This is a genomic window from Streptomyces sp. NBC_01426 (assembly GCF_036231985.1).
Taxonomy (GTDB): Bacteria; Actinomycetota; Actinomycetes; order Streptomycetales; family Streptomycetaceae; genus Streptomyces.
The window spans coordinates 6,064,882-6,087,059 of the sequence record NZ_CP109500.1; the positions used below are offsets into that span (position 1 = coordinate 6,064,882).

Sequence of the window (22,178 nt, forward strand, 5' to 3'; positions counted from 1 at the left end):
TGTCCTATGAGGCCATAAACTGACCTTATGGGTAATGAGGAGTGGGTTCCGCTGGCGCATCGCGTACCGGACCTGGGCGCGCTGGAACTGCTGCTCGCGGTCGCCCGCGTCGGCAGCCTGAGCGCGGCCGCCCGGCGGCTGGGCATCACCCAACCCGCCGCCAGCAGTCGCATCCGGGCCATGGAGACCCGCCTGGGCGTGGCACTCGTCGACCGGTCCCCGCGCGGGTCCACGCTCACCGCCGAAGGCGCGCTGGTCACCGACTGGGCGCGGCGGGTCGTCGAGGCGGCCGAGGCCTTCGACGCGGGCGCGCAGGCGCTGCGCGGGCGGCGGGACTCGCGCCTGCGGGTGGCGGCCAGCATGACCATCGCGGAATACCTGCTCCCCGGCTGGCTCATCGCACTGCGCGGGCAGCGCCCCGGGACGGCGGTGTCGCTGCACGCCGGCAACTCGGCCGACGTCGCCGAACGGGTCCTCGCGCACGAGGCCGACCTGGGGTTCGTCGAAGGGCTGTCCGTACCGGACGGACTGGACTCCGCCGTCATCGCGCAGGACCGGCTGGTCGTCGCGGTGGCACCGCGACACCCCTGGGCACGGCGCACCAGGCCGGTGCCGGCGCAGGAACTGGCGGCGACCCCGCTGATCCTGCGGGAGCGGGGCTCCGGGACGCGGCAGGTGCTGGACGCCGCGCTGGCCGGATGCGGGGGGCTGGCCGCGCCCCTGCTGGAACTGGCGTCCACGACGGCCGTGAAGGCGGCGGCGCTCAGCGGGGCCGGGCCGTGCGTGCTGTCCGAACTGGCGGTGGGGGACGAGCTGGGGGCGCGGCGGCTGGTGGAGGTGCCGGTCGCCGGGGCGGCGCTGGACCGGGCGCTGCGGGCCGTGTGGCCGACGGGGGCGCGGCCGGCGGGGCCCGCGCGGGATCTGCTGTCGCTGACCCGGGCCTGACCCCTGGCCGGGGGGTGCGGGGGCCCTGGCCGGGCGTTGCCCTCCCCGGCCCGGGCCCGGCCCCCGGGGTGCGACCCCCGGACGCGGTGCCGGGTGCGGCGCCGTTGCGGGGGCTCCGCCCCCGGACCCCCGCGCCTCAAACGCCGGCGGGGCTGGAGATGGGGCGGGGCGGGAGGGGTGGGGTCAGACGTGGGCCAGGGGGGTGGTGGTGAGGGTCTCGGTGGGGGTGGCCGCCGCGATCAGCGCGGCCATGACCCGGGTGTCCTTGTCGCGTTCCGGGTGCCACTGGACGCCCAGGACCCAGCGGTCGGGGTCGGGGAGTTCGATGGCCTCCACCGTGCCGTCCAGGGCGTGGGCCGAGACGATCAGGCCCCGGCCCAGGCGGTCCACGGCCTGGTGATGGTAGGTCGGCACGTCCGCCTCCTCCGGTACCAGCTCCGCGTACCGGGTGCCCGCGACCGGGCGGACCGGGTGCGAGGAGATGGCGCCCGGGGTGTGGACGTGGCCGTCGAGGTGCTGGATCAGGCTGCCGCCCAGGGCCACGTTCAGTGCCTGCATGCCCCGGCAGATGCCCAGCAGCGGGAGGTCCGCGGCCAGGGCGGCCCTGATGAGGGCCAGCTCCCACGCGTCGCGGACCGTGGCGGGTGCGCCCGTACGGGGGTCGCGCGGGGCGCCGTAGTGGACGGGGTCGACGTCCGGGCCGCCCGCGACGACCAGGCCGTCCACCCGGCTCAGCACCTCCGCGGCGCGTCCCGGTTCGTCCGGCGGCAGCAGGACCGCGGCGCCGCCCGCCGCCTGGACGAGTTCGTAGTACCCGGAGGGGACGAGGGCGGTCGGGAGGTCCCACACGTTGTAGCGGGTGGATTCCTCGACGTAGGTGGTGATGCCGATGAGCGGCCTGGGCACGGGTGCTACCTCCAGGGTGGTTCCGGGGTGTTCCGACGGACCCGTACCGGCGAACCGGTACGGGCCCAGGATTTCAGTCGCGGGTCAATTCCGCCTCGGCGGCCGCCAGCGCCGCGAACTCCTCCTCGGGCGCGGAGGCCACCAGGTGGTGGCGACTGTAGAGCGCGAAGTAGGCCAGGGCGACGGCGTACACGGCCAGCGCGATGAAGGCCGCGTCCTTGTCCACCAGGAAGGTCGCGACGAGCGCGGAGAGGGCCAGGACGAAGGCCACCGAGGAGGTGACGATGCCGCCCGGGGTACGGTACGGCCGCTCCAGACCGGGCTCCCGCCGGCGGAGCACGATGTGCGAGAGGGCCATCAGGGCGTACGAGATGGTCGCGCCGAACACGGCGATGTTCAGCATGCGCGGACCGTTGCCGGTGGCGGCGGCCAGGGCGAAACCGATCGCGCCGGGGATCAGCAGACCCAGGTAGGGGGCTTTGCGCTTCGAGGTCAGGGACAGGAAGCGCGGCAGGTAGCCCGCCCGGGAGAGGGCGAACAACTGGCGCGAGCCGGCGTAGATGAGGGAGAAGAACGAGGCCACGAGCCCCGCGAGCCCGGCGTAGTTGACGAACGTCTTCAGCCAGGACAGGCCCGGGTTGCCGTCCAGGGCGACCACCAGCGGGTTGCCGGCGTCCTTGAGGGCGTCGGCGCCGCGGGCGCCCGTCGAGGCGAGGAAGGTGATCAGGGCGAGCAGGACGAGGATGCCCATGGAGATCGACAGGGCCCTGGGCATCGAGCGGACCGGGTCCTTGGCCTCCTCGGCCGCGAGGGGGACGCCCTCCACGCCCAGGAAGAACCACATGCCGAAGGGGAAGGCGGCCCAGATGCCGAGGACGCCCAGCGGGAGCCAGGAGCCCGCGCCGAAGGCCTCGGTGTCGACGGCGATGTCGTTCAGGTTCGACGCGTCGAACTCGGTGAACGCGCCGAGCGCGAAGACGATCAGGGCGACCACGGCGACGGCGGTGACGACGAGGGAGAAGCGCAGGGCCTCACCGACGCCCCAGAGGTGGATTCCGATGAAGATCGCGAAGCAGGCCAGGTAGACCGGCCAGCCGGAGGTGAGGCCGAAGAGGTTCAGGGACTCGACGTAGTCGCCGATGAAGATGGAGATCGCGGCGGGGGCCAGGATGTACTCGATGAGGATCGCGGTACCGGTGAGGAAGCCGCCCCAGGTGCCCAGTGCCCGGCGGGCGAAGCCGTATCCGCCGCCCGCCGTGGGCAGGATCGCGGAGAGTTCCGCGAGCGAGAAGACCAGACAGGCGTACATCGTGCCCATCAGGACGGTGGCGATGGCCAGGCCGCCGAAGCCGCCCTGTGCCAGGCCTATGTTCCAGCCGGAGAAGTCGCCGGAGACGACGTACGCGACCCCGAGACCGGTGAGCAGCAGCCAGCCGGCGCTGCCGCGGCGGAGCGTGCGGCGTTCCAGGTAGCCGTCGCCGCCCTCGGGGGACTTGGTGGGATCGGCCGCGGCTGCCAGCCGGGCCTCGATGTCGTCGGCCATGTGCGCTCCTGCCTAGGGCAATGGTTGTGAGGCGTACCTTTGCGTCATGGGAGTGGAGCGCGCAAGACCCCTGCGTTAAACAGGGGTTACGAAACGCTCTCGGTCCGAAACCAGGCCGAACCCGCCGTAAGGCGGTGCTTTCAGGCCAGAAATCCCCGCAGGAGCGCCGCCGTCCCGCAGCAGTGTTCGCGCATCGTCTCCCGCGCCGCGTCCGCGTTCCCCTCCAGGACCGCCTCCACCAGCGTCGAGTGCTGCTGCTGCGAGTGCTCCAGGTTGCGCACCAGCAGCGGAATGCAGTCCAGCAGGTCGTTCACGGTGGCGCGGACGGCCGCGTACTGGGCCGTCAGCGTGGCCGATCCGGCGAGTTCGCACAGGGTGAGGTGGAACAGGGTGTCCTGGCGGCGGTAGTCCGCGAGCGGGGCGTCGTGGGTGGCGGTCAGCGCGCCGAGCAGCCGCTCGGTCCCCTCCTCGGTCAGCCCCTGCGAGGCGCACAGCCCGGCCGCGCCCACCTCCAACACCTCGCGGAAGCGCAGCGCGTCCTCGATGTCCACACCCGCCACCCGCCGTCGCAGCTCCTGCTCGGCGCCGCCGGCGGGGGTGTCGGGGCGGTGCAGCACGAACGTTCCGCCGTACCGGCCGCGGCGGGCCTCCACCAGGCCCTGGTCCTGGAGCACCTTCAGCACCTCCCGCAGGGTCACCCGGCTGATCCCCATCCGCTCGGCCAGCTCGCGCTCGGCCGGAAGCCGCTCCCCGCCCGGCACCAGACCCAGTCGGACGACCTGGAGGATCTGCTCCAGCGCCTCCTCGAAACCGTTGCCCGCCCGCACCTGTCTCAGCACGGGATTCAGCCGTGCGATCGCGTCGCCTTCACTCGCCGTGTCGGTCATCTCGGCTCCTCCCCTTCCCAAGCAATGGTTCTATTCAATACCTTAGGCGCACTCGGCTCACCGAAGGAGAGATTCCAGTGGTAGACCGCAAGCCGCCGCTCGCGATCGAGGAGCTCCGCTCCCTCGTCGCCAGCGGTGAGATCGACACAGTCGTCCTGGCCTTCCCCGACATGCAGGGACGCCTCCAGGGCAAGCGGTTCGCCGCACAGTTCTTCCTCGACGAGGTACTCGCCCACGGCACCGAGGGCTGCAACTACCTGCTCGCCGTCGACACCGACATGAACACCGTCGACGGATACGAGATGTCCTCCTGGGACCGCGGCTACGGCGACTTCGCCATGCACCCCGATCCGGCCACCCTGCGCCGCCTCCCCTGGAACCCCGGCAGCGTCTTCCTCCTCGCCGACCTGGCCTGGAACGACGGCTCGCCGGTGGTCGCCGCCCCGCGCCAGATCCTGCGCCGCCAACTGGAGCGCCTCGCCGACCTCGGGTACACCGCCATGGTCGGCACCGAACTGGAATTCATGGTCTTCCAGGACACCTACGAACAGGCCTGGAACGCCAACTACCGTGACCTGACACCGGCCAACCAGTACAACATCGACTACTCCGTCCTCGGCACCGGCCGCGTCGAGCCCCTGCTGCGCCGCATCCGCAACGAGATGCAGGCCGCCGGCCTCGTCGTCGAGTCCGCCAAGGGCGAGTGCAACCTCGGGCAGCACGAGATCGTGTTCCGCTACGACGAGGCGCTCACCACCTGCGACCAGCACTCCGTCTACAAGACGGGAGCCAAGGAGATCGCGGCCCAGGAAGGCGTCTCGCTCACCTTCATGGCCAAGTACGACGAGCGCGAGGGCAACTCCTGTCACATCCACCTCTCGCTGGGTGACGCCGACGGACACAACGCGATGGCCGGCGGACCCGACGACCCCGACGGCATGTCGCCGGTGATGCGTCACTTCCTGGCCGGCCAACTGGCCGCGCTGCGGGACTTCTCCCTTCTCTACGCCCCGAACATCAACTCGTACAAGCGTTTCCGCCCCGGATCCTTCGCGCCGACCGCCGTCGCCTGGGGCGTGGACAACCGGACCTGCGCCCTCCGCGTGGTCGGCCACGGCCGCTCCATGCGCTTCGAGAACCGCCTGCCGGGCGGCGACGTCAACCCGTACCTCGCCGTCTCCGGTCTCGTCGCCGCGGGCCTGTACGGCATCGAGCACGGCCTGGAACTGCCCGAGGCCTGCGCCGGCAACGCGTACACCGCCGACTACGCCCACGTCCCCACCTCCCTGCGCGAGGCCGCGGAACTCTGGGAGAACAGCGAGATCGCCAAGGCCGCGTTCGGCCCCGAAGTGGTCGCCCACTACCGCAACATGGCCCGCGTGGAACTCGACGCGTACGACTCCGCGGTGACCGACTGGGAACTGCGCCGCTCCTTCGAACGCCTCTGACCGCTCCCACCCCGCACCCACCGCACCCGAACGTCTGAGAGGCACCACGTGTCCGATGAGCTGGCCCCCCTCGATCTGAGAGTGCTGAACCCGGCCACCGAGGAGATCGTCGCCACCGTCCCGACCGCCACACGGGACGACGTCGACGCCGCCGTCACCAGGGCCGCCGCGGCCCAACGGGCCTGGGCGGCGGCCTCACCCGCCGACCGCGCCCGACTGCTGCGCCGCTTCGCCGCGGTGGTCGACGGACACGTCGAGGAACTCGCCGCCCTGGAGGTCCGGGAAGCCGGACACACCATCGGCAACGCCCGCTGGGAAGCCGGGAACGTACGCGACCTGCTCGACTTCGCCGCCGGGGGAGTGGAGCGACTCTCCGGCCGGCAGATCCCGGTCGCGGGCGGCATCGACGTCACCTTCCTCGAACCCCTCGGCGTCATCGGCGTGATCGCCCCGTGGAACTTCCCCATGCCGATCGCCGCCTGGGGCGTGGCGCCCGCCCTCGCCGCCGGCAACGCCGTCATCCTCAAGCCCGCCGAGACCACCCCCCTCACCGCCCTGCGCCTCGCCGAACTCGCCCTCCAGGCCGGGATCCCCGAGCACCTCTTCCAGGTGCTCCCCGGCCGGGGAGCGGTCACCGGCGACGCACTGGTCGAACACCCCGGCGTCGCGAAGATCGTCTTCACCGGATCCACCCCCGTCGGCAAGCGGATCATGGCCAAGTGCGCCGACCGGGTGAAACGGCTCACCCTCGAACTCGGCGGGAAGAGCCCCAACATTGTCTTCGCCGACGCCGACCTGGAGGCCGCCGCCGCCGCGGCCCCGATGTCCTTCCTCGACAACACCGGCCAGGACTGCTGCGCCCGCACCCGGATCCTCGTACAGCGCTCCGTGTACGACCGGTTCCTGGAACTCGTCACCCCGGGCATCGAAGGCGTGGTCGTCGGCGACCCGTCCGACGAGAAGACCCAGATGGGCCCGCTGATCTCACAGGTGCAACGGGAGCGCGTACGGTCCTACGTCACCGACGACCTCACCGCGATCCGCGGCACCGCCCCCGACGGCCCCGGCTTCTGGTACCCCCCGACCCTCGTCCTCGACGTCGACCCCGCCGCCCCCGTCGCCGCCGAGGAGGTCTTCGGCCCGGTCGCCGTCGTCCTGCCCTTCGACGACGAGGAGGACGCCGTGCGCCTGGCCAACGCCACCGCGTACGGGCTCTCCGGCTCCCTGTGGACCCGCGACATCGGCCGCGCCCTGCGCGTCTCGCGCGCCGTCGCCGCGGGCAACCTGTCCGTCAACTCCCACAGCAGCGTCCGCTACTCGACGCCCTTCGGCGGCTACAGGCAATCCGGCCTCGGCCGGGAGCTCGGACCCGATGCCCTCACCGCTTTCACCGAGACCAAGAACGTCTTCATCAGCACGGAGGCCTGAACCCACCATGACCACTTCCGACAACGAGATCGTCTGCCGCCGCCTGGTCGGCCGTACCGCCGTCATCACCGGAGCCGGCAGCGGCATCGGTCTCGCCACCGCGCGTCGCCTCGCCTCCGAGGGCGCCAACATCGTCTGCGGGGACATCGACGAGACCGCCGGCAAGGCCGCGGCCGAGGAAGTCGGCGGAACCTTCGTCAAGGTCGACGTCACCAGCCCCGAGGAGGTCGAAGCGCTCTTCAAGACCGCCTTCGACACCTACGGCTCGGTCGACATCGCCTTCAACAACGCGGGCATCTCACCCCCCGACGACGACTCGATCCTCACCACGGGCCTGGAGGCCTGGAAGCGGGTCCAGGACGTCAACCTGACCTCCGTCTACCTCTGCTGCAAGGCCGCCCTGCCCTACATGCAGCGCCAGGGCCGCGGCTCCATCATCAACACCGCCTCCTTCGTCGCGATCATGGGCGCCGCCACCTCCCAGATCTCCTACACCGCCTCCAAGGGCGGCGTGCTCGCCATGTCCCGCGAACTCGGCGTGCAGTTCGCCCGCGAGGGCATCCGCGTCAACGCGCTGTGCCCGGGACCGGTCAACACCCCGCTCCTCCAGGAACTGTTCGCCAAGGACCCCGAGCGGGCCGCCCGTCGCCTCGTGCACATCCCGCTGGGCCGGTTCGCCGAACCCACCGAGATCGCCGCGGCCGTGGCCTTCCTCGCCAGCGACGACTCCTCCTTCATCAACGCCACCGACTTCCTCGTCGACGGCGGCATCTCCGGCGCGTACGTCACCCCCCTGTAGCCGACCCGCCGGGGGCGCGCCGAACGCCCCCGACCACACCCCACGACAGCCGGGCGTCGCACGACGCCCGGCTGTCGTGCTCCACCGTCCGCGACGATCCCCGCAGGAAGCAGGAGTGTCCACCCCGATGACCCGATCCGGTTCCGCGCGACGCCTCCGGGCCGCCCTGGCCGCCGCGGCGATGGCCGCCGGCTCCCTCGTGGCCGCCGCGCCCGCCGCCCAGGCCGCCCACCCCGGCGGCCACTGCACCACCCCCACGCTCGAAGCCGGCTGGTACGGGGACAACCAGGCCCGGCTCCAACGGCTCCTCGACACGTACGGCACCTGCCACCCGTACCGGCCGAACCGCGACAAGCCCGTCGCGGTCTTCGACTGGGACAACACCGTCGTCAAGAACGACGTCGGCGACGCCACCATGTTCTGGCTGCTGCGCAACGGCAGGATCCGCCGACCCGCCGACGGCGACTGGGCCGGCACCAGCCGGCACCTCACCCCCGCGGCCGCCGCGGCCCTGGCCGCCGCCTGCGACCGGCTCGCCCGCCCCGGCGCCCCGCTGCCCACCGGCACCCCCGCCGGCGCCGACTGCGCCGACGAGATCAACGCCGTCTACGGCACCGCCGCCACCCGGTCCGGCGCCGCCGCCTTCGCGGGCTGGGACCGCCGCACGACCGAGCCCGGGTACGCCTGGCTGTCCCAGCTCACACGCGGCTGGACCGCCCGCGAGGTCCGCGGGTTCGCCGCCGCCGCACGGGCCGAGAACCTCGCCGCGCCCGTCGGCGCCAAACAGCGGGTCGGCACCACGACGACCGCCACCGGCTGGGTCCGCTACTACGACCAGCAGAAGGACCTCATCGGCGCCCTGCGGAAAGCCGGCTTCGACGTCTGGATCAGCTCGGCCTCGCCGCAGCCGGTCGTCGAGGTGTGGGCCCGGGGCGTCGGCATCGCCGCCGACCACGTCATCGGCATCCGCAACACCACCACGCGCGACGGCCGGTACACCGCCCACCTCCAGGGCTGCGGCTCCGTCGAGGACGGCGCCGACACGATGATCACGTACATCGACGGCAAGCGCTGCTGGATCAACAAGGAGGTCTTCGGGATACGGGGAGCCGCCGCCGAGAAGGTCCAACCCGCCGCCCGACGCCAGGTCTTCGCCGCCGGCGACTCCGACACCGACATCTCGTTCCTGCGCGACGCCACCGCGCTGCGGCTCGTCCTCAACCGCAACAAGAACGAACTCATGTGCCGCGCCTACGACAACAGCGACGGCAAGTGGATCGTGAACCCGATGTTCATCGAGCCGAAGGGGCACAAGGCCACCCCGTACCCGTGCGCGACGACGGGCTACACCGAGCGCGACGGCACCCCCGGACCCGTCCGCCGGGGCGACACCAGCGTCATCCCCGACCAGCGGGACACCGTGTACTGACCGGCACGGCGCCCTGCGGTCACGGCACTAGAGGAACGTGCGGCCCTCGCCCCGGTACGTCGGGGCGGTGGCCGTCACCCGATCACCCTCGACGAGGTGTAACGTGTCGAAGCGCTCGCACAGTTCGCCCGCCTTCGCGTGCCGGAACCACACCCGGTCGCCGATCAGCAGATCGTCGGCCGTACTGCCGAGCAGTGGCGTCTGGACCTCGCCGGCGCCCTCCTGCGGGTCGTAGCGCAGACCCGCGGGGAGGTACGGCACGGGCAGCCGGTCGGGGCCGGGCGCACCCGAGGCCGGATACCCGCCGCCGAGCACGGTCACGACACCCACGCCGGGCCTGCGGACCACGGGCTGGGCGAACAAGGCGGCCGGGCGCCCCCGGAAGGACGTGTAGTTGTCGAACAGCCGCGGCACGTAGAGCCCCGAACCGGCGGCGATCTCCGTGACCGCGTCCTCGGCGGCGGTCTGCTGCACGCTGCCGGTACCGCCCCCGTTGACGAACTCCAGGTCGGGCACCACCGCACGGACGGCCCGAACCGTCTCGGCGCGCCGGGCCGCCAGCTCCTTGCGGGCCGCGGCCTGCATCAGACGGATCGCCCGGGACCGCAACGGACGCCCGGCCAACGAGTCGCCGACACCGGCGACATGACCCTCGTAGCCCATCAGCCCCACGACCCGGAACCCCGCACGGGCCGTGACCGCACGGGCCAGGTCCGCGAGCTGCCGCGGCTCGCGCAGCGGCGAACGCCGGGCGCCCACCCGGACCCTGCCGCCGAGGAGGTGCAGCGCGGTGTCCAACTCCAGGCAGACCCGGATCTCCTGGGCACCGCCGTCCCGGGCCCGGTCGATGAGTTCCACCTGGGCGATGTCGTCCACCATCACCGTGATCGCCCCGGCCAGTTTGGGATCGTCCGCGAGTTCCGCGAAACCGGCGAGGTCGGCGGAGGGATAGGCGAGGAGCACGTCCTCGAACCCGGAACGGGCCAGCCAGATGCTCTCGGCGAGGGTGTACGACATGATTCCCGCGAACCCGGGGCGGGCCAGCACCCGTTCGAGCAGCACACGACACCGCACGGACTTGCTGGCCACCCGGATCGGCTTGCCGGCCGCACGGCGCACGAGGTCGTCGGCGTTGGCGTCGAACGCGGCCAGATCGACGATGGCCAGCGGCGCGTCGAGGTGGGCGGTGGCCTTGTCGTACCGGGCACGGTCGGAAGTCATGGCGGCAGCCTGCCATGCCGGTGTACCGGTGGGTAGGGGGTTCGAGTCACCACCCTGCGCGGCCGAGGACCGCCGCCGACCGCGCGCGTCCCCGGCTCCCCGCCCCGCGCGCGGCCCCGGCGACCGAGGCGGGGAGCCCGCGGTCGACCGCGCACCCCTTCGACCCCCCTGCCGGAGCCCCCGTACAGTACGGGGAAGGCCGCAGCGTAAGAACGGGGGCGGAGCAGCCGGATGACGACGTCCACACCGCAATCGCCGGTCCTGGCCGAGACCGACCCGCCCCCGCGCCGACGCCCCGCCCGCGTGACGGCCGCCGTCCTGTTCGGGGTGCTGGGAGCCGGCCTCGTCGGCGGAGCCGCGTTCACCGCCTGGAACGAACACCGGGAAGCACACCGCCCCGTGGCCCCCGACGCCGCCTACCGCGAGGCGGCCACGCTCTGGCGCGACGCCCCCGTCGACCGCCTCTTCCCGCCCGCCCTCGACGGCCGCGACAAGGGCCCCGACGGCGCCGACCGGTCCTGGACCCGGATCGCCCTCGCCCCCGACGCCGACTGCCCCGCCGCGCTCGACGCCACCTGGCGGGCGACCCTGGCCGACACCGGCTGCACCCGCGTGCTCCGCGCCACCTACATCGACTCCACCCGCAGCTCCCTGATCGCCGTCGGCCTGGTCTTCACCACCGCGGACTCCACCACCATGGCCGGCTTCCGCGACCGGATGACCCTCCCCTCCGCCTTCGGGTTCTCCGACTCCCGGCGCGCCGCCTGGACCGCCACCCCGATCGCGGGCGCCCCGGCGATCGTCTACACCGTCTCCGCCTTCGCCGACGGCCGCGCACCGGACGCCCCCCGGCCCGCCGAGGAGGCCGTCCGGCAGGACGCGACCGGTGTCGTCGCCGAGTCCGGTCTCGGCCACGACGCCAAGGCCGTCGCGTCCGAGGTGGGGCGCGCCGTCGCCGCCCTGGCCGCCCCGCCCGCGTCACCCGACCCGGACCGGAAGGCCCGACCGTGAGCCGCCCGACCGCGAGCCGCGCCGCCGCCGCGCTCGCCCTCGCCGCCCTCCTCGCCGCGGCCGGCGCGCACCCCGCCTCCGCCGACGCCATCCGGGACCGCCAGTGGGGCCTGCTGGCCCTGCGCGCGGAGGAGGCGTGGGGAACCACCCAGGGCGACGGGGTCACGGTCGCCGTCCTCGACACCGGCGTGGACGCCACCCACCCCGACCTCGCCGGCCACGTGCTCGACGGCACCGACCTCGTCGGCATGGGCGCCGGCCGCGGCGACCGGGCCTGGGCCCGGCACGGCACCGCGATGGCGAGCATCATCGCCGGACGCGGCCACGGCCCCAGCCGCGGCCAAGGCGTCCTCGGCATCGCCCCGCAGGCCAGGATCCTGCCGGTACGGGTGATCCTGGAAGAGGCCGACCCGGGCCGGGCGAAGGCCCGCGGAAGCAAGTCCGGGGCCCTCGCCGAGGGCATCCGATGGGCCGCCGACCACGGCGCCGACGTCATCAACCTCTCGCTCGGCGACGACAGCGAATCCGCCCACCACGAGGGCGCCGAGGACGAGGCGGTCCGGTACGCGCTCGGCAAGGGCGTCGTCGTCGTCGCCTCCGCGGGCAACGGCGGCGAGCGCGGCGACCCCACCTCCTACCCGGCCGCCTACCCGGGGGTCATCGCCGTCACGGCCGTCGACCGCAAGGGCCGCAAGGCCGACTTCTCCACCCGCCACTGGTACGCGACCGTCAGCGCCCCCGGCGTGGACGTGGTCATCGCGGACCCCGACCGCTCCTACTACGAGGCGTGGGGCACCAGCGCCGCGGCCGCCTTCGTCTCCGGCACCGTGGCCCTGGTCAAGTCCGCGCACCCGGACCTGTCCCCGGCGCAGATCAAGAAGCTGCTGGAGGACACCGCCTCCGACGCCCCGTCCGGCGGCCGCGACGACGCCCGCGGCCACGGCACGGTGGACGCGGTCGCCGCCCTCCAGGCCGCGGACGCGCTCCGCCCCGAAGCGCCGCTGCCCACCCCCGTCCCGGCCGGCCGGGAGTACTTCGGCCCCGGCCCCGTGCCCGTCCGCCCACCGGAACGCACGGCACGCCTGGGAGCCCCGGTGGCCGCGGCCGCGGGTGTGGTGCTGCTCGCACTGGCCGGCGTACTGGCCCGGCGCCCGAGGGTTTCGCGGCGGGATAGGGTCGGTTGATTGTGGCGACCAAGAACATTCCCGACCCCGGTTTCTCCGACGACGACGGCTCCGCCGATCCCGTCCTGAGCGCGGCCCTCGCCGCCTGGTCCCTGGACAGGGCGCGGGAACCGGAGGTGCTGGCCGCCCTCGCGGGCGCCCGCCTGCTGGTCCCCGTGGTCGCGGTCCTCGGCGAGGTGGAGACCGACCCGGAGACCGGCCTCAAGCGCGAGAAGACCAGCGACATGGCCGTCCCCACCCTCACGGCGGGGGACCGGCGGGCGCTGCCCGCCTTCACCTCGATCGCCTCGCTGGCGCTCTGGGACCCGACGGCCCGCCCGGTCGCCGTGCCGCTGCACCAGGCCCTGGCCGCCGCGGCGCACGAGAAGGCCGACACGATCGTCCTCGACCTGGCCGGTCCGGTGACCTACCAGCTGACCCGTCCGGCCCTGCTCGCCCTCGCGGAGGGCCGGACGGGCGCGAGCCCGGTGGACGACCCCGCCGTGCGCGAGGCCGTACGGGCGGCCGTGGCCGCCGAGCCCGACGTGCTCCGCGCCCACCTGGTCGCGGGCCGGGGGGACGCCGACGGGACGCTCGCGATCGTGCCGGCCGCCGACGCGCAGCCGGCCGCGACCGCGCGCCGGGTGGCCGAGGCCATCGCGGCCGACGAGACCCTGCGCGGCCGGCTGGTGCGCGGGCTGGACCTGGCGCTGCTGCCGCCGGACGCGCCGGCCCCGCCCGGCGAGCCGCTGTACGTCCGCTGAGACGCGAACGGCGCCGGCCCCCTCGGAATCGTCCGAGGGGGCCGGCGCCGTTCGCGTCCGGGGCGGGACGCGGCACGCGTCCCGGTCAGGAGAAGACGGGACCCGTGAACTTCTCGCCCGGCCCCTGGCCCGGCTCGTCCGGCACCAGGGAGGCCTCGCGGAAGGCCAGCTGGAGCGACTTCAGGCCGTCGCGCAGCGGAGCCGCGTGGAAGGAGCTGATCTCGGTGGCGCTCGCGGTGACCAGCCCGGCCAGGGCGGTGATCAGCTTGCGGGCCTCGTCGAGGTCCTTGTACTCGGAATCCGGCTTGTCCAGGCCCAGGTTGACCGCCGCGGCGCTCAGCAGGTGCACGGCCACCGTGGTGATCACCTCGACCGCGGGCACGTCCGCGATGTCGCGGGTCATGGCGTCGTAGTCGGGGGCCTGGTCGGCGTCGGTGGCGGGAGTGGGGGTCGCGTCAGTCATGTCCCACACGATAAGCCGGGTCGCGCGGCCCGCCGACCGGTGCTCGGGGTGAGCGGGTCTGGCGCGCGGTGCTATATTGGGTTAACGACCGGCCGGAGACGCATGTCCCCGGCCCACAAGTGGAGGCTCCGATCTCCCACCTGACCGCCCTCCGGGGTGGCGGGTCACCGGTCAGGCGGTATCCATCGTTCCGTACGGACGATGGAAAGCTGCCCGAGTTGCGCCCCGCGTTCGCATGCGGCGGTGCTCCGGTCTTTTGGAGCCCCTGCCTGTGCCCGGCGGGGCTTTTTTCATTCCCCGCCGCGGTTGGTCTGACGACAATAACGTCAGCGGCTGTCTGCCAGGCAGTCGTGTGGTGCTACCGAGGAGGATCCATCAGCACCGAGCCCCGCATCAACGACCGGATTCGCGTTCCCGAGGTACGACTCGTCGGTCCCAGCGGCGAGCAGGTCGGCATCGTGCCGCTTGCGAAGGCGCTTGAGCTCGCGCAGGAGTACGACCTCGACCTGGTCGAGGTCGCGGCGTCCGCACGCCCGCCGGTCTGCAAGCTCATGGACTACGGCAAGTTCAAGTACGAGTCGGCCATGAAGGCCCGTGAGGCGCGCAAGAACCAGGCGCACACGGTCATCAAGGAAATGAAGCTCCGGCCGAAGATCGACCCGCACGACTATGACACCAAGAAGGGTCACGTCGTTCGGTTCCTCAAGCAGGGCGACAAGGTCAAGATCACGATCATGTTCCGCGGTCGCGAGCAGTCCAGGCCGGAACTCGGCTACCGACTGCTGCAGCGCCTCGCCTCGGACGTCGAGGACCTCGGGTTCATCGAGTCGAACCCGAAGCAGGACGGCCGAAACATGATCATGGTTCTCGGTCCGCACAAGAAGAAGACCGAGGCGATGGCCGAAGCCCGCGAGGCGCAGGCCGCCCGCAAGGCCGAGCGCCAGGGTGTCGCCCTCACCGACGACGAGGCTCCTTCCGAGGACGTCGTCGAGGTGACGGAGGACGCCGACGACACGGTCGCCTCCGCCGAGGCAGCCTCCGACGAGGCGGACACCTCTCACGAGGCACCTGCCGAGGCCTGATTCCGGGGCAGCCCGTCTCGGATCACCGACACAACATGACGCTCCCGCGAGCCGGTCCCGCAACGGACCGGTGGGGGGCGCCACCGACGAGGAGATAACGGCGCTATGCCGAAGAACAAGACGCACAGCGGTTCCAAGAAGCGCTTCAAGATCACCGGCTCCGGCAAGGTGCTCCGTGAGCGCGCCGGCAAGCGCCACCTGCTCGAGCACAAGTCGTCCCGTGTCACCCGCCGCCTGACCGGCACCGCGGAGATGGCTCCCGGCGACGCCGCGAAGATCAAGAAGCTTCTCGGCAAGTGACGCTCGCCGCTCCCACCACGGGAGCGGGACGTCAGGACCGGGACCCCATCGAATTCGGGCCGTGTGAAGACAACCACGGCCCCGCTACAAGGAGTTAAAAAGTGGCACGCGTCAAGCGGGCAGTAAACGCCCACAAGAAGCGCCGGGCGATCCTCGAGGCGGCCTCCGGCTACCGCGGTCAGCGTTCGCGCCTGTACCGCAAGGCCAAGGAGCAGGTCACCCACTCGCTGGTCTACAACTTCAACGACCGCAAGAAGCGCAAGGGCGACTTCCGTCAGCTGTGGATCCAGCGCATCAACGCCGCTGCCCGCCAGAACGGCATGACGTACAACCGCCTCATCCAGGGTCTGAAGGCCGCCAACATCGAGGTGGACCGCAAGATCCTCGCGGAGCTGGCCGTCAACGACGCCAACGCGTTCGCCGCGCTGGTCGAGGTCGCGCAGAAGGCGCTTCCGGCCGACGTCAACGCCCCGAAGGCCGCTGCCTAAGGCGTAGCCGGCCGCATCACGCGACCGGCACCCACGGACCCGCAGGCTCCACGCCTGCGGGTCCGTGTGCTTTCGCCCCGCACCGCCGGGGCGGGACCTCGCACCCCGCCACCACGTTGGCTCCCGCGACCGCCGGGCTCCGTCCGTCGGCGAACCCGCGCAGCCACGCCCCGGACCCCGAGAGAGAACCGCAGACACATGGGCACCCCCGAGCTGATCTCCCCCCGATCCACCCGGGTGGCCGCCGCCAGGCGCCTGGCGCGGCGCAACTTCCGCACCAAGGAGCGCCGGTTCATCGCCGAGGGCCCGCAGGCGGTCCGCGAGGCCGTCGAGCACCGCGGCCCCGAAGGCGCGTCGACCCTGATCGAGCTGTTCGCCACCGTCGAGGCGGCCGAACGCTACGCCGACATCGTCGAGGCCGCGCTCCTGGCCGGGGCGCGCGTGCACTACGCCGACGACGAGGTGCTCGCGGAGGTCTCGCAGACCGTCACCCCGCAGGGGCTCGTCGGCGTCTGCCACTTCCTGGACTCGCCCTTCGAGGACATCCTCAAGGCCGGCCCGAAGCTCGTCGCCGTCCTCGCCCACGTCCGCGACCCCGGGAACGCCGGCACCGTGCTGCGCTGCGCGGACGCCGCCGGAGCCGACGCCGTGGTGCTGACCGACGCCTCCGTGGACCTGTACAACCCGAAGTCCGTACGGGCCTCGGTCGGCTCCCTCTTCCACCTCCCCGTGGCGGTCGGCGTGCCGGTGGAGCAGGCCGTCGAAGGGCTGCGGGCGGCGGGCGTGCGGATCCTCGCGGCCGACGGCGCCGGCGAGGACGACCTCGACGCCGAACTCGACGCCGGCACCATGGGCGGTCCCTCGGCCTGGGTGTTCGGCAACGAGGCCTGGGGCCTGCCGGAGGAGACCAGGGCCCTGGCGGACGCCGTCGTGCGCGTCCCGATCCACGGCAAGGCCGAGAGCCTGAACCTCGCCACGGCCGCCGCCGTGTGCCTCTACGCCTCCGCGCGTGCACAGCGGGCGCCCGGAGGGTGCCGCTCCGTGACCCCCAGCTAGTAATGTGGCGGCCCGGGGGGCCCACTGCGCTACTCGGAGATGTGGGGTACGGGGACATGAGCGTCGGTACGAACAGCACGCCGGCGGCCGCCGAGGCGGCCGGACCGCCGCCCCCGGCCGTCCCCGCCCGGGCCGCCCGGGGCGTGCCCACGCAGGCCACGCCCGCCCGCGCCGCCGACCGGCAGGCACCCGTGTCGGAGTTCGCCGGTCTCGGGATCGACCCCGACGACCTGCCCGACGGGCTGGTCGTCGCCGACCACACGGGCCGGGTCGTCTGCTTCAACTCCGCCGCCGCCCGCATCACCGCCCTCCCGGCGGGCGAGGCGATCGGGGCGCGGATCGACCGCGCGCTGCCGCTGGAGGACCTCGAAGGCCGCCGCTGGTGGGCGCTGACCGACCCGTACGGAGGCCTGGCCACCCGGCGCGGCCAGCCCGAGCGGAACCTCCTCCTCCCCGGGGGGCGCGAGGTCCTGGTCTCCGCGCGCTACGTGCGCACCCACCCCACCGGCCCGCTGACCCGCCTGGTGGTCACCCTGCGCGGAACCGAGGCCAGGCGGCGCACCGAACGCAGCCACGCCGAGCTGATCGCCACCGTCGCGCACGAACTGAGGTCGCCGCTCACCTCCGTGAAGGGGTTCACGGCGACCCTGCTCGCCAAGTGGGAGCGGTTCACCGACGACCAGAAGCGGCTGATGCTGGAGACCGTCGACGCCGACGCGAACCGCGTCACCCGCCTCATCGCCGAACTCCTCGACATCTCCCGGATCGACTCCGGTCGGCTGGAGGTCCGCCGGCAGCCGGTGGACGTCGCCACCGCCGTCGGCCGGCACGTCCAGGCGCTCACCGCGAACGGCCAGGCCCCCGAGCGGTTCTTCGTACGCGTCAGCCGTCCCCTGCCCGATCTCTGGGCAGACCCGGACAAGATCGACCAGATCCTCGGCAACCTCCTCGAAAATGCGGTGCGGCACGGCGAGGGAACCGTCACCATCGACGTGTCGCCGACCACCTTCGCGAACGCCGCGGGGAAGACCGAGAAGGGAACCGCCGTCACCGTGACCGACGAAGGCCCCGGGATCCCCGAAGAGTCGATGGGACGCGTCTTCACCCGCTTCTGGCGCGGCAGCAAGCGCGGCGGCACCGGGCTGGGCCTGTACATCGTCAAGGGCATCGTGGAGGCCCACGGCGGGACGATCACGGTCGGCCGCGGTCCCGACGGCGGCGCCGAGTTCCGATTCATCCTGCCCGTCGCCGCCCCGGCCTATCTCACGCAGTAACCCTGCGGAGGTCTCGCCAGGCGGCCGACGGGCTCCTTCACCCCCGGCGACCTTTAGACTCGACCTTTGGCACCTTTGTGTCCTTGTGTGGAAACGGGTCGGTCGAGACTGTCGAGCGGGTCGCGCGGGGATCCACCAGCCAGCCATCGGAAGTACGGGAAGAGATGTCGGCACCGAACAAGTCGTACGACCCTGTCGAGGTCGAGGCACTGAAACCGGAAGAGATCGAGCGCATGCGGGACGAGGCGCTCGCCGCCTTCGCGTCCGCCGGCGACCTCGACGAGCTTCGCGAGGCGAAGACCGCGCACATGGGCGACCGCTCGCCCCTGGCGCTCGCCAACCGCGAGATCGGCGCCCTGCCGCCCCAGGCCAAGGCCGAGGCGGGCAAGCGCGTCGGGCAGGCCCGCGGCGCCGTGAACAAGGCCTTCGGGGCCCGCACGGTCGCCCTGGAGGCCGAGCGCGACGAGCGGGTGCTGGTCGAGGAGGCCGTGGACGTCACGCTGCCCCACGACCGGATCCCGGCCGGCGCCCGGCACCCCCTGACCACGCTGATGGACCGCATCGCGGACATCTTCACGGCCATGGGGTACGAGGTCGCGGAAGGGCCCGAGGTCGAGGCGGAGTGGTTCAACTTCGACGCCCTCAACTTCACCCCCGACCACCCCGCGCGCCAGATGCAGGACACCTTCTTCGTCCAGGGGCCCGAGGGCACCGAGGGCGACGAGTCCGGTGTCGTGCTGCGCACCCACACCTCCCCGGTGCAGGCGCGCTCGCTGCTGGAGCGCAAGCCCCCCGTCTACATCGTCTGCCCGGGCCGGGTGTACCGCACCGACGAGCTCGACGCGACGCACACGCCCGTCTTCCACCAGGTCGAGCTGCTCGCCGTGGACGAGGGCCTGACCATGGCGGACCTCAAGGGCACCATGGACCACATGGTCCAGGAGCTGTTCGGCGAGGGCACCACCACGCGCCTGCGCCCGCACTTCTTCCCGTTCACCGAGCCGTCCGCCGAGATGGACATGCAGTGCTACGTGTGTCGCGGCGCGTCGGTGGGCAACCCCGACCGCCCGTGCCGCACCTGCTCCAGCGAGGGCTGGATCGAGCTCGGCGGCTGCGGCATGGTCAACCCCAAGGTGCTCGTCGCCTGTGGTGTGGACCCGGAGAAGTACAGCGGCTTCGCCTTCGGATTCGGCATCGAGCGGATGCTGATGTTCCGTCACAACGTGGAAGACATGCGAGACATGGTCGAGGGTGACGTCCGTTTCACCCGGCCGTTCGGGAGTGAGATCTGATGCGCGTCCCGCTTTCCTGGCTGCGGGAGTACGTAGACCTCCCCGCAGGTGAGACCGGCCGCGACGTGGCCGCCAAGCTCGTCGACGCCGGCCTCGAGGTCGAGACCGTCGAGCAGCTCGGCGCCGGGCTCAAGGGCCCCCTCGTCGTCGGTCAGGTCCTGACCATCGAGGAGCTGGAGGGCTTCCGCAAGCCCATCCGCTTCTGCACGGTCGACGTCGGTCAGGCCAACGGCACCGGCGAGCCGCAGGAGGTCGTCTGCGGCGCCCGGAACTTCGCCGTCGGCGACAAGGTCGTCGTGGTGCTGCCCGGTGCGGTGCTGCCCGGCGACTTCGCGATCGCCTCGCGCAAGACGTACGGCAAGACCTCGCACGGCATGATCTGCTCCGGCGAAGAGCTGGGCATGGGCGACGACGGCACGCACGGCATCATCGTCCTGCCGCACGAGCACGAGGTCGGCACCGACGCGATCGAGCTGCTCCAGCTCGTCGACGAGGTCCTCGACATCGACATCACCCCGGACCGCGGCTACTGCATGTCGATGCGCGGTGTGGCCCGCGAGGCCGCCACCGCCTACGGCCTGCCGCTGCGCGACCCGGCGCTGCTCGACGTGCCCGCGCCGAACTCGTACGGCTACCTCGTCAAGATCGACGACCCGGCCGGCTGCGACCGCTTCACCGCGCGCACCGTGACCGGTCTCGACCCCGAGGCGCGCTCCCCGATCTGGCTCAGCCGCCGCCTGCAGAAGGCGGGCATGCGCCCGATCTCGCTCGCCGTCGACATCACCAACTACGTGATGCTCGAACTCGGTCAGCCGCTGCACGCCTACGACCGCTCGCGCATCGACGGCGCCATCGGCGTCCGCCGTGCCGAGCAGGGCGAGAAGTTCACCACCCTCGACGGGGTCAAGCGCACGCTCGACGCCGAGGACCTGGTGATCACCGACAACAGCGGCCCGATCGGGCTCGCGGGTGTCATGGGCGGTGCCAACACCGAGATCGCCGACTCCGTCACCGACCCCGAGACCGGCCGGGTCACGGGCACCACCGACGTGGTCATCGAGGCGGCGCACTTCGACGCCGTGTCGATCTCGCGCACCGCCCGCCGCCTCAAGCTGTCCTCCGAGGCCTCCAAGCGCTTCGAGCGGGGCGTGGACCCGCAGGCCGCCGCCGCGGCCGCGCAGCGGACCGTGGACCTGCTCGTGCTGGTCGCGGGCGGTACCGCCGAGGCCGGGGTCACCGACCTCATCGCCCCGGGCGCCCCGCGCACCATCGCCATGAGCGCCGACCACCCGGACCGCGTCGCGGGCATGGACTACGGCCGCGAGACCGTCGTCCGCCGCCTCCAGGAGATCGGCTGCGACGTCTACGGACAGGACGAGCTCGTCGTCACCGTCCCGTCGTGGCGCCCCGACCTCGCCGAGCCCAACGACCTCGCCGAAGAGGTCATCCGGCTGGAGGGCTACGGCAACCTGCCGTCGACCCTGCCGCAGGTGCCCTCCGGTCGCGGTCTGACCGCCCGGCAGCAGCTGCACCGCCGGGTGGGCCGCGCGCTGGCCGGCGCGGGCTACGTCGAGGCGCTCAGCTACCCGTTCCTGGGCGAGGGCGTCTTCGACCAGCTCCAGCTGGCCGCGGACGACGCCGCCCGCCGCGTCGTCAAGCTCGTCAACCCGATCTCCGACGAGGAGCCGGCGCTGCGCACCACGCTGCTGCCGGGGCTGCTGAACGCGCTGCGGCGCAACGACAGCCGGGGCAGCCACGACCTGGCGCTGTTCGAGACCGGTTCGGTCTTCCTCGCCGGCCCGCAGCCGGGTGTCGCCGTACGACTGCCCGTCGACCGGCGTCCCACGGACGAGGAGATCGCCACCCTCGACGCCGCCCTGCCGGCCCAGCCGCGGTACGCCGCGGTCGTGCTGGCCGGAGCGCGCGAGCAGGCCGGCTGGTGGGGCAAGGGATACCCGGCCGGTTGGGCCGACGCCGTCCAGGCGGCGCGCTCGCTGGCCGTCGAGGCCGGCGCCGAACTCACCGTGCGCCAGGGCCGGTACGGCCCCTGGCACCCGGGTCGGTGCGCCGAACTGCTCGTCACCCTCGACGGGGTGGAGACAGTGATCGGTCACGCCGGTGAGCTGCACCCGCGCGTGGTCAAGGCGATGGGCCTGCCGGCCCGCACCAGCGCCATGGAGCTCGACCTGGACCGCCTCGCGGCGGCCGGCGGCGAGGCCCTCCGGGCGCCCCGGATCTCCTCCTTCCCGGTGGCGACCCAGGACGTGGCGCTGATCGTGGACGCCTCGGTGCCCGCCGCGGCGGTCGAGGACGCGCTGCGCAGCGGCGCGGGCGAACTGCTGGAGTCCCTGCGGCTGTTCGACGTGTTCACCGGTGAGCAGGTGGGCGAGGGCAAGAAGTCCCTCGCGTACGCGCTGCGCTTCCGGGCGACCGACCGCACGCTGACGGCCGAGGAGTCCACGGCCGCGCGCGACGCGGCGGTGGCCTTGGCCGGCGAGCGGACGGGTGCGGTGCTGCGGGGCGTGTGACCGCACCGCCGACACAGGCCTGCCGAGGGGCGCGTCCGGATCACCGGACGCGCCCCTCGGTCGTTCGGTGCAGGAGTGGAAGCGCGATGTCGGGTGCGCCGGCCGCACGCACCGGACCCGGTGGATGGGCCCGGTGCGCGTTCGGCCCGGT

General features: G+C 72.8%; 20 protein-coding genes. 15 read left to right on the forward strand and 5 right to left on the reverse strand.

Annotation, left to right across the window (positions count from 1 at the left end):
* Positions 1 to 27: 27 nt before the first annotated feature.
* Complete coding sequence (locus OG906_RS26975; RefSeq protein WP_329446457.1) at positions 28 to 945, forward strand: LysR family transcriptional regulator; 918 nt, start codon at positions 28 to 30, stop codon at positions 943 to 945.
* Positions 946 to 1,128: 183 nt separating this feature from the next.
* Here the strand turns inward: OG906_RS26975 and OG906_RS26980 are convergent, their stop codons facing one another.
* The 3 genes from OG906_RS26980 to OG906_RS26990 form a co-directional block, all read right to left on the reverse strand.
* Positions 1,129 to 1,851, reverse strand: coding sequence for a gamma-glutamyl-gamma-aminobutyrate hydrolase family protein (locus tag OG906_RS26980; RefSeq protein WP_329446459.1), 723 nt, complete (start codon positions 1,849 to 1,851; stop codon positions 1,129 to 1,131).
* Between the two features lie 73 nt (positions 1,852 to 1,924).
* Positions 1,925 to 3,394 carry an ethanolamine permease gene (gene eat, locus OG906_RS26985; RefSeq protein ID WP_329446461.1) on the reverse strand — a complete coding sequence of 490 codons (1,470 nt, stop codon included), beginning with the start codon at positions 3,392 to 3,394 and terminating at the stop codon, positions 1,925 to 1,927.
* A gap of 140 nt (positions 3,395 to 3,534) precedes the next feature.
* Complete coding sequence (locus OG906_RS26990) at positions 3,535 to 4,281, reverse strand: FadR/GntR family transcriptional regulator (protein WP_329446463.1); 747 nt, start codon at positions 4,279 to 4,281, stop codon at positions 3,535 to 3,537.
* A gap of 77 nt (positions 4,282 to 4,358) precedes the next feature.
* Here OG906_RS26990 and OG906_RS26995 point away from each other — a divergent pair, with 77 nt between their 5' ends.
* The 4 genes from OG906_RS26995 to OG906_RS27010 all read left to right on the forward strand — a co-directional run bounded on the left by OG906_RS26995 (position 4,359) and on the right by OG906_RS27010 (position 9,385).
* Positions 4,359 to 5,729: a glutamine synthetase family protein gene (locus tag OG906_RS26995; RefSeq protein ID WP_267799955.1), complete on the forward strand. Its 1,371-nt coding sequence runs from the start codon at positions 4,359 to 4,361 to the stop codon at positions 5,727 to 5,729.
* 48 nt (positions 5,730 to 5,777) lie between these two features.
* The gene (locus OG906_RS27000) at positions 5,778 to 7,157 is read left to right on the forward strand and encodes an aldehyde dehydrogenase family protein (protein ID WP_329446465.1); all 1,380 of its coding nucleotides are present in this window, start codon (positions 5,778 to 5,780) and stop codon (positions 7,155 to 7,157) included.
* A gap of 7 nt (positions 7,158 to 7,164) precedes the next feature.
* Positions 7,165 to 7,956 (forward strand): 3-oxoacyl-ACP reductase, encoded by a 792-nt coding sequence (locus OG906_RS27005; protein ID WP_267799957.1) that lies wholly within the window; start codon positions 7,165 to 7,167, stop codon positions 7,954 to 7,956.
* 127 nt (positions 7,957 to 8,083) lie between these two features.
* Positions 8,084 to 9,385 (forward strand): haloacid dehalogenase-like hydrolase, encoded by a 1,302-nt coding sequence (locus OG906_RS27010; RefSeq protein ID WP_329446468.1) that lies wholly within the window; start codon positions 8,084 to 8,086, stop codon positions 9,383 to 9,385.
* A 27-nt stretch (positions 9,386 to 9,412) separates the two neighbouring features.
* On the opposite strand, the gene OG906_RS27015 is transcribed toward OG906_RS27010, so the two are convergent.
* Positions 9,413 to 10,606, reverse strand: coding sequence for an amino acid deaminase/aldolase (locus OG906_RS27015; RefSeq protein WP_329446470.1), 1,194 nt, complete (start codon positions 10,604 to 10,606; stop codon positions 9,413 to 9,415).
* Positions 10,607 to 10,837: 231 nt separating this feature from the next.
* Here OG906_RS27015 and OG906_RS27020 point away from each other — a divergent pair, with 231 nt between their 5' ends.
* Genes OG906_RS27020 through OG906_RS27030 form a run of 3 tightly spaced genes read left to right on the forward strand, consistent with a single transcriptional unit; the run spans position 10,838 to position 13,544 of the window.
* Entirely contained in the window at positions 10,838 to 11,617 is a 780-nt protein-coding gene (locus OG906_RS27020; protein ID WP_329446472.1) for a hypothetical protein, read from the forward strand.
* A complete protein-coding gene (mycP, locus tag OG906_RS27025) occupies positions 11,614 to 12,801 on the forward strand; it encodes a type VII secretion-associated serine protease mycosin (RefSeq protein WP_329446474.1) in 1,188 nt (395 codons plus the stop codon). The genes OG906_RS27020 and mycP overlap by 4 nt, the downstream gene beginning before the upstream one ends.
* Before the next feature lie 2 nt (positions 12,802 to 12,803).
* A complete protein-coding gene (locus OG906_RS27030) occupies positions 12,804 to 13,544 on the forward strand; it encodes an SseB family protein (RefSeq protein WP_329446476.1) in 741 nt (246 codons plus the stop codon).
* 85 nt (positions 13,545 to 13,629) lie between these two features.
* Here the strand turns inward: OG906_RS27030 and OG906_RS27035 are convergent, their stop codons facing one another.
* Entirely contained in the window at positions 13,630 to 14,007 is a 378-nt protein-coding gene (locus OG906_RS27035; protein ID WP_267799963.1) for a DUF1844 domain-containing protein, read from the reverse strand.
* Between the two features lie 350 nt (positions 14,008 to 14,357).
* On the opposite strand from OG906_RS27035, the gene infC reads away from it, so the two are divergent.
* The 7 genes from infC (at position 14,358) to pheT (ending at position 22,027) form a co-directional block, all read left to right on the forward strand.
* Positions 14,358 to 15,089 (forward strand): translation initiation factor IF-3, encoded by a 732-nt coding sequence (gene infC / locus OG906_RS27040; protein ID WP_053681915.1) that lies wholly within the window; start codon positions 14,358 to 14,360, stop codon positions 15,087 to 15,089.
* A gap of 105 nt (positions 15,090 to 15,194) precedes the next feature.
* On the forward strand, positions 15,195 to 15,389 hold the full coding sequence (rpmI, locus tag OG906_RS27045; protein WP_030387121.1) for a 50S ribosomal protein L35: 195 nt from the start codon (positions 15,195 to 15,197) through the stop codon (positions 15,387 to 15,389).
* Between the two features lie 101 nt (positions 15,390 to 15,490).
* Positions 15,491 to 15,877: a 50S ribosomal protein L20 gene (gene rplT, locus OG906_RS27050; RefSeq protein ID WP_007263143.1), complete on the forward strand. Its 387-nt coding sequence runs from the start codon at positions 15,491 to 15,493 to the stop codon at positions 15,875 to 15,877.
* Between the two features lie 198 nt (positions 15,878 to 16,075).
* A complete protein-coding gene (locus OG906_RS27055; RefSeq protein WP_329446480.1) occupies positions 16,076 to 16,933 on the forward strand; it encodes a TrmH family RNA methyltransferase in 858 nt (285 codons plus the stop codon).
* A 56-nt stretch (positions 16,934 to 16,989) separates the two neighbouring features.
* Entirely contained in the window at positions 16,990 to 18,207 is a 1,218-nt protein-coding gene (locus OG906_RS27060; protein WP_329446482.1) for a sensor histidine kinase, read from the forward strand.
* A gap of 164 nt (positions 18,208 to 18,371) precedes the next feature.
* Complete coding sequence (gene pheS / locus OG906_RS27065; RefSeq protein WP_053681918.1) at positions 18,372 to 19,499, forward strand: phenylalanine--tRNA ligase subunit alpha; 1,128 nt, start codon at positions 18,372 to 18,374, stop codon at positions 19,497 to 19,499.
* A complete protein-coding gene (gene pheT / locus OG906_RS27070; RefSeq protein ID WP_329446484.1) occupies positions 19,499 to 22,027 on the forward strand; it encodes a phenylalanine--tRNA ligase subunit beta in 2,529 nt (842 codons plus the stop codon). Before pheS ends, pheT begins: the two co-directional genes overlap by 1 nt.
* Positions 22,028 to 22,178: the final 151 nt, after the last annotated feature.